7 protein-coding genes and 1 pseudogene are annotated in these 7928 nt (G+C 42.1%); 5 read left to right on the top strand and 3 right to left on the bottom strand.

Going from position 1 to position 7928, the window contains the following annotated elements:
* The first annotated feature begins 183 nt into the window (after window positions 1–183).
* On the top strand, window positions 184–1470 hold the full coding sequence (locus NJ959_RS18980; RefSeq protein WP_254013307.1) for a M16 family metallopeptidase: 1287 nt from the start codon (window positions 184–186) through the stop codon (window positions 1468–1470).
* Here the strand turns inward: NJ959_RS18980 and NJ959_RS18975 are convergent.
* Window positions 1440–1634 (bottom strand): hypothetical protein, encoded by a 195-nt coding sequence (locus tag NJ959_RS18975; RefSeq protein ID WP_254013306.1) that lies wholly within the window; start codon window positions 1632–1634, stop codon window positions 1440–1442. The two genes, NJ959_RS18980 and NJ959_RS18975, sit on opposite strands and share 31 nt — an antisense overlap.
* A 76-nt stretch (window positions 1635–1710) precedes the next feature.
* Here NJ959_RS18975 and NJ959_RS18970 point away from each other — a divergent pair, with 76 nt between their 5' ends.
* The gene (locus NJ959_RS18970) at window positions 1711–2610 is read left to right on the top strand and encodes a fructosamine kinase family protein (protein WP_254013305.1); all 900 of its coding nucleotides are present in this window, start codon (window positions 1711–1713) and stop codon (window positions 2608–2610) included.
* Between the two features lie 147 nt (window positions 2611–2757).
* Here the strand turns inward: NJ959_RS18970 and NJ959_RS18965 are convergent, their stop codons facing one another.
* Window positions 2758–5367, bottom strand: coding sequence for a P-loop ATPase, Sll1717 family (locus NJ959_RS18965; RefSeq protein WP_254013304.1), 2610 nt, complete (start codon window positions 5365–5367; stop codon window positions 2758–2760).
* Window positions 5364–5789, bottom strand: coding sequence for a HEPN domain-containing protein (locus NJ959_RS18960; RefSeq protein ID WP_254013303.1), 426 nt, complete (start codon window positions 5787–5789; stop codon window positions 5364–5366). Before NJ959_RS18960 ends, NJ959_RS18965 begins: the two co-directional genes overlap by 4 nt.
* A gap of 208 nt (window positions 5790–5997) precedes the next feature.
* Here NJ959_RS18960 and dxr point away from each other — a divergent pair, with 208 nt between their 5' ends.
* The 3 genes and pseudogenes from dxr to NJ959_RS18945 all read left to right on the top strand — a co-directional run.
* A complete protein-coding gene (dxr, locus tag NJ959_RS18955; RefSeq protein ID WP_254013302.1) occupies window positions 5998–7194 on the top strand; it encodes a 1-deoxy-D-xylulose-5-phosphate reductoisomerase in 1197 nt (398 codons plus the stop codon).
* Window positions 7195–7369: 175 nt separating this feature from the next.
* Window positions 7370–7630, top strand: coding sequence for a DUF4351 domain-containing protein (locus NJ959_RS18950; protein WP_254013301.1), 261 nt, complete (start codon window positions 7370–7372; stop codon window positions 7628–7630).
* 54 nt (window positions 7631–7684) lie between these two features.
* Window positions 7685–7928, top strand: a pseudogene (locus NJ959_RS18945) (transposase); the annotation flags it as partial.

Raw genomic sequence — 7928 nt, 5'->3', positions numbered from 1 at the left:
ACATTGGCAAAGCTAACTTTACTCCGAAAGGAGCTTGAGGCAACCATACCTCACCGGAGGGGCAACCATACCCCTCCTCCCCTCTCATGGTAGGCGGTTAAAACCGCTACCGCGTGTTCCTCTCCGGTCTATAGCTTGCTTCCCGCAGGGTAGACGCGGAGTTTCCCACGACGAAGGAATTTTATGACATCCACTCTGCTCAAGACTCCCCCCCTTAACGCCCCGACGATCCAGACACTACCTAACGGACTTACAATAGTGGCAGAGCAGATGCCAGTTGATGCCGTTAACCTAAATGTCTGGATGAAAGTGGGTTCCGCAGTCGAGCCTGATGAGATTAATGGTATGGCTCACTTTCTCGAACACATGGTATTTAAAGGCACACCCCGCATCAAAAGTGGCGAATTTGAAAAGCTAATTGAGGAACGGGGTGCAGTAACAAATGCTGCTACCAGTCATGATTATACCCACTACTACATTACCACTGCTCCCAAAGATTTTGCTCAACTAGCCCCTTTACAACTTGATGTAGTAATTAATCCTAGCATTCCCGATGATGCTTTTGAGCGAGAGCGTTTAGTAGTTTTAGAAGAAATTCGTCGTTCAGAAGATAATCCCAGTCGCCGCACATTTCGACGGGCAATGGAGACAGCATTTGAAAGATTACCCTATCGCCGACAAGTGTTAGGGCCAACATCAGTAATCGAACAAGTCAAGCCTCAGCAGATGCGAGACTTTCATGCCCAATGGTATCAACCTAGCTCGACTGTTGCCGTCGCTGTAGGTAATTTACCTGTTGATAATTTAATTGAAATTGTTGCCGAAAGCTTTACAAAACTCAAGACTAATGACTCAGAATTCACTCCAGAAAATTCACTCCCCAAAATCCAACCAGAATCTCCATTTACAGAAATTGTCCGGCAGGAATATGTTGATAAAACATTACAACAAGCTCGGTTAATAATGGTGTGGCGAGTACCAGGGATGACAGATTTGAAACGTACTTATGCCTTAGATGTTCTCGCAGGTATTTTAAGTCATGGACGGATGTCTCGGTTAGTGAGAGATTTACGAGAAGAAAGGCAACTAGTAAATCATATTGGCGTGAGTAATATGACACAACAGCTTCAGGGAATATTTTATATTGCCGCCCAATTGGATGCGGAAAATATACCTACAGTTGAAGCAGCCATTGTCGAACATATTCATAAGTTGCAAAACGAATTAGTCGCCGAAGCTGACATTGCCCGGATTCGCACCCAAGTAGCAAATCGGTTTATATTTGGTAATGAGAAACCGAGCGATCGCACAGGTTTATACGGCTACTATTATTCTCAACTTGGAGACTTAGCCCCAGCACTGAATTATCCCGCTGCTATTCAAGCAGTTGATTCTCTTGAGATTCAGTTAGCTGCTCAAGAGTATCTGACTACCGATGCTTATGGTATCGTTACAGTTACACCAGCTTGATTCTGGTTATTAGTTGTAGTAAATGTAGCAGCGGATGTGGCAGCGGATGTGGCAGCGGATGGATTGTCGGTTTCCCGATTAACTTGGCTTCTAGCGGATGGATTGTCGGTTTCCCGATTAACTTTACCTCCAAAAGATAAATTATCTATGACATCCGCTGCCAAAACCACAAGCTATCAAAACAAAACCAACCACCCATCCGCTGCCAAAATTCCAACTATAAAACCCCAAGTTATAATAATGTGGACAGAAATATCAAATAATATCAGCAAAGTCACTGGCGAAACATTTGAAATAAATACCCGTCGCCCTGTCAGTGGTGGTTGTATTAATCAGGGTTATGCCATGATTGGCAATAATCGCACTTACTTTATCAAAATTAACCAAGCCTCTCAAGTCGAAATGTTTGAGGCTGAAGTCTTGGGTTTAAAACAAATCTTTGATACCCAAACCATTCGAGTACCAAAACCAATTTGCTGTGGGATAGCAGATGATTCTGCTTATCTCGTATTAGAATGGCTGGAATTTGGTGGAAGTAATACCGAATCTTGGCTGGAAATGGGGCGTAAGCTAGCTGCTATGCACAAAGTAACTCCTCCCACATCTTCATCCCTTTTAGGGGAGACTGAGGGGGGTCAAAATAGGTTTGGTTGGCATCGCAATAATACCATTGGTTCAACCCCACAAATTAATACTTGGACTGATAATTGGGTAGAATTCTTTGTTGAACATCGATTAGGGTATCAATTTCAATTGGCACGTCGTCGGGGTGGTTATTTCCCAAAACAAGATAAATTACTGGCATTTGTAGCAAAATTCCTGAATCATCAACCTAAAGCTTCTCTTGTTCACGGTGATTTATGGGGTGGAAATGCGGCAATTACTAAATTAGGAGAACCTGTTATTTTAGATCCGGCAACTTATGTGGGCGACAGAGAAGTAGATATTGCCATGACAGAATTGTTTGGTGGTTTTCCTGGTGCTTTTTATCGGGGTTATAATGAGGTATGGGCTTTAGATTCAGGGTATAAGAAGCGGAAGACCATTTATAATTTATATCATATTATTAATCATTTTAATTTGTTTGGCAGTGGCTATGAATCTCAGGCGAATCGGATGATTGAGGAGATTTTGGGGTAGAGTGCGATCGCCAACGGCTGCCGCAGGCATCGCAATATTCTGTAATAAACCCGGTTTTTCTCAACAACCGGGTTTATCTTCGCTAATGGCTAACAAACCTGTCTATTGCCTATTCCCCATTCCGTTAGCAATTAGTAACTTACATTATTAAGCTTGTCCTTTCCGTGTCATCCCAATACCCAATCTATAAATATCAGGTACTTTATAGCGCTGAACCTCATCTTCAGTACCTTCATAAACAGCCAGCAAACCAACTTCTCTCGCCAGACTCAACGCTTCATCTAAGTTAAGTAATTCAGTTGCTTTAAACGGCGAGTAACCTAGTTCTTTTAGTTGGTCAATTAATCCTTGCAATTCGGGAAATTCTTCTTTCACAAGTGCATCTAGTGCCTGTTTAGATACCTCTTCTAAAGACGCACTCAAAGCTTTAGCCCGAATCAATGTCTTCCCATAATAATTCCGCTGATGTTCTCTCTTTTCCCAGGCGGTAGCTGCGACAAAAAGTTGCAGCAAAGCGCGGGGACTACGGTTTCCATTACCATCAACTAAGCGATTCCAAACCCAATTCCGAGTGAAGGCAGATTTTCCACCCTGCATTCGTTCTCCAACTAGCATATTCCACACTTCAAACAATTGGGATTCTGTCCAATAATCATCACTAGGAAACAAGCTACCCCAATCTGTTGATCCAATCAGTTGACGGAAGGAAGATGAGCGCAATGCTTGTTTAATTACTACTTTGAATAATTCAGCTTTATCAACCCAAGTTAAGGTAACGGAACGTCCAAAAAAGTGGCTTTTATTTTCAAATCTTAGCTTCCGCCAAATATCTTCTCGCAATAGGAGTTTAAATTTTAATTTTTGCAGATTATCGCCAAAATCTGTAATTAAAGATAGTAATCCTTCAATCGCTCTAGTCCGCCTTTCTCTATCAGATTGGGTACTGCCAAACCCAGTATCAAGACCATCTAATAAGAGAATTGTATCTGGCTGGGCAATTTTGTCAAGGCGACTCAACCAGTCTCTAGCCAAAAGTCCAATCCGATCTATTTTTAATAAACCTTCAATACACTCAACTACTCCTAATTCTGTATCTGGTTCCTCAGTCAAAATTTCAGCTATTATTGAATTGGGTTGCGGACGTTGTTCTTGCCATGAAAGATGACAGGAGAGACAAGTTTGAATAGTCCAGAATTCCCGCCAGCTAACACCTGTGGTTGTTAGGGTTTCTTCAATTGCTTTAAAGCCATCTGGACTAATTATCCAGGGACGATTTCCTCTCAAAGGACCGGGAGACAAAACCACTATTGAGGGTTTCTGATAATTCTCCATAATCCGGCGAAATATTGCCGTTTTTCCTGTTCCTTTACGACCGATAACTAAAGGAATGCGGGGTTCAATAGCTCGATTAACTAATTCTGTTTCCACAAAAGTTTCGATCAAATTATTCTGATACTCTGCTGTTCCCGCTGAGAATTCTAACTCACTAAGTATCTGGTTTTTGGCATTGGATAAACTAACAGGTTGCCGTTGTTCGCTAGGAGTTGGTAGAAACCGTTCCAGCCATTCTGCCACGGGGTTAAATTCCCGCCATATTTCTCGATCGACTAGGATACGATCTGAAGTTGCGATCGCTTCTCGATAATGGACAAAATGGGTAATTTCTGATTCAATAATTTTGTCTACTTCAGAGCGTTTATCATCAAGCACTGCCAACCAGTCACTAATCCATTTTAGCGCTCTATTTTCATAACGTTCTATCACTTCTGGTGCTTTACTTGCCGGGATAGGCGAAACTAAAAACCGAGGTTCTGGGGTTAATTGCAATTCGGAACGCTGAGTTTTAGCGGCAAGTAAGGCGCGTACTAATGCTGCCGTTCCTATCTGAGTTTGAGGATGGGGAAAGAATACAATAATTGCTAAATCTGCTAAGTCGAAAAGTAAAGGAGCATTTAAAGGAGTAATTCCTGTTCTAGCATCTAGGAGAATAACATCTGGTTTAAAAGGTAAATCTTTCCCCAACATTTGGATCAATTCCCGCAAAGGATTCCGTTCCTCACGATACCAAGCTGCAGGATCTATAAAATTTAAAAGTCTGGCATAATTAGCATCAGGTATACCTGGTGGTAAACAATAGAGTTCATCTGTTTCAGAAATACGCAAAATGTGGTTGCGGATATCAGGTTTTTCTCCCTGATCGAGTGCTAATAAGATAGATAATAATCCTTGTCCTTCACTAATTTCATTTTCTTTGCCAAAAAGTGCCGCTAAACCTGGTGCTTCCAAATCCATATCGACACATAGTACAGTCCGACCCCTACTAGCAAGAATTCTCGCTGTATAAGCAAGGGCAGTTGAACGACCAACTCCGCCTCTTAAGGAGTAGAATGTAGCAATAATCGGACGATCTAAATCTTCATCTAAATCGGAGGGAAATAGAACAGTTTGTGGATTTTTAGAACGGGCAAGTGCTTCAGGCCAAAGAGGTATATCTTCAAGAGTTGAATCAATCGGGAGATTTCCTGCCCATTTTCGTTCAATAGGAGTTAATAAATCAAGCCCCTCAATGGTTAACTCTTCAAGCCCTTTGAGAACTATCTCTTTCCGTTCCTCATATATTTTGCCCTCAAATCCTGAAGAAACAATTGCTATACGCCAACCAATAAATGGATCTGGTTGAACCCGCAGATCGTTGATTTCCAGGTTGGTATTAGCCATATTATGCTCAATGCGTTCCTTTATTTCTGCATGATTCATTTACTTTTCCTCGGCTTGCTGCGGTTAACCTGTGTCTGTATCCAATTATTCAATTGCTTCGCTCCTTCCATCAACTCTGCTATGTCTAATCCTAAACTATTTGGCAGAAACCTTTCGTACCGCAAGTCTGTATTCCACTTTTCTTTTTCTAGGAAGAATATTTTAGTTCCTTTAGCATCTTTAATGTCTGAAAACTTCAATCCAGATGCTTTCCACAAGTTACCCAAGTGATGTCCTTCTTTTCCATGGGTAGGAAAAGGTATCCCGCGTTTTTGCAATAGGGCTTTGAGACTGCATTCAATGGCGTATCCCGCCATGTAAACTGCTCCAATTGAGTTTGGTCTTTCTTTCTGTAGAGCTTCAGCATCCGCTGCTCGTTCATTGGCAACTGCAATCCAGTCTTGGGCAGTAGTTGGAGTCAATCCGGTCTCTCCTCTATGCTGCTAATTTCAGAGTAGCCGCTGATGAACTGCTTAAACCAGTAAAGCATGAAAATATCTCCTTCCCTATCCTCTCTAGCCCCTAGCTCATATTTTGGACTTTGAAGACACGCCCTAGCCCATAGGAAGTAAACAACTGATCCCAAAGCACCGTATAGTAAGATGAGCGGCTAATTATTAAGAAACTATTGTGAAAGCAATCACCCTCCTCGGCTCCACGGGTTCCATCGGTACTCAAACCCTCGATATCGTTACCCACAATCCCGACAAATTCCGGCTGATAGGATTGGCAGCAGGTCGGAATGTGGAAATGCTAGCAGCCCAGATTCGGCAATTTCGACCGGAAATAGCTGCGATCTCTGATGAATCCAAGTTACCAGAACTTAAAGCTGCGATCGCAGATCTCGATCCTCAGCCTATTTTACTAGGCGGACAAGCCGGAGTGGTGGAAGTTGCCCGTTATGGGGATGCTGAGGTGGTGGTGACGGGAATTGTGGGTTGTGCGGGTTTGTTACCGACAATTGCGGCAATTGAGGCGGGGAAAGATATTGCTTTGGCGAATAAGGAAACATTAATTGCTGGTGGTCCTGTTGTCAATCCTTTAATTGAAAAACATGGGGTAAAATTACTCCCCGCAGATTCCGAACATTCGGCTATTTTTCAATGTCTGGAAGGTGTCCCCGCAGGTGGGTTACGGCGGATTATTTTAACAGCTTCTGGTGGTGCTTTCCGAGATTGGCCTGTAGAAAAATTAGCCCAAGTAAAAGTAGCCGATGCCCTCAAACATCCCAATTGGTCAATGGGACGTAAAATTACTGTAGATTCTGCTACTTTAATGAATAAGGGATTGGAAGTGATTGAAGCGCACTTCCTCTTTGGTGTGGATTATGACCATATTGATATAGTCATCCATCCCCAAAGTATAATTCACTCCCTAATAGAATTACAAGATACCTCAGTTTTGGCTCAATTGGGTTGGCCTGATATGCGATTGCCCTTACTTTATTCCTTATCTTGGCCAGAGCGAATTTATACTGATTGGAAACCTTTAGATTTAGTAAAATCAGGGGATTTAACCTTCCGCGAACCCGATCATGAAAAATATCCTTGTATGAACTTAGCCTACGCAGTGGGAAGGGCTGGCGGTTCCATGCCTGCGGTATTGAATGCGGCAAATGAACAAGCAGTGGCGCTATTTTTAGAGGAAAAGATTGGATTTTTGGATATTCCCCGGTGTATTGAACAGGTTTGCGATCGCCATCAAGCCGATAATTGCGCCAATCCTGGTCTAGATGATATCTTAGCAGCCGATACTTGGGCAAGAGCGGAAGTATTGAGAGTAAGAGCAGAAATGGAAAAATGCGATCGCGTTATATCCCTTGCATGATAATAATATCAGACATTGCTAGACTATAAAATAGTCAGGGGAAATGGAGTTAAGTTGTGAGCGAACCGAATGCTGAATATGATAGTCCTTGGAAAGAAGCAATAGGAGATTATTTTGAATCATTCTTAACCTTCTTTTTCCCCCAAGTTTATGCCCTAATAGAGAGGAAAGACAAATGCCTTTACTTAGTCGTATGGAAGAGAGAGGACTTCAGCAAGGAGTTGAACGGGGGACTAGACAAACTCGCCAATCAGACATAATTCGCATCTTACAAATACGGTTTGAAACTGTGCCACCTGAGTTAATCAATGCCATCAATAGTTTAGAAGATATCTCTGAGTTGCAAAACTTGATCGTTACCTCTGTGACGACTAATTCTCTGGCTGATTTTGGGCAGATACTTTCACAAAACCGAAATAGTGATGGTAGTGTTTGAGTTGTTGGATATCAATTTGAAGAGAAATTGATTCGTTACGAGGAGGAAAGACAAATGCCTTTACTTAGTCGTATGGAAGAGAGAGGACTTCAGCAGGGAGTTGAACGGGGGACTAGACAAACTCTCCAATCAGGTATAATTCGCATATTACAAATACGGTTTGAAACTGTACCTACTGAGTTAATCAATGCCATCAATAGTTTAGAAGATATTTCAGAATTGCAAAAGTTGATAGATATCTCGGTGACGACTAATTCTCTGGCTGATTTTGGGCAGATACTTTCACAAAACCGAAATA

The organism is Limnofasciculus baicalensis BBK-W-15 (assembly GCF_024178385.1).
Classification (GTDB): domain Bacteria; phylum Cyanobacteriota; class Cyanobacteriia; order Cyanobacteriales; family Coleofasciculaceae; genus Limnofasciculus; species Limnofasciculus baicalensis.
The sequence above is the reverse complement of the archived record's forward strand: the minus strand, read 5'-3'. Positions and strand labels throughout refer to the sequence as shown.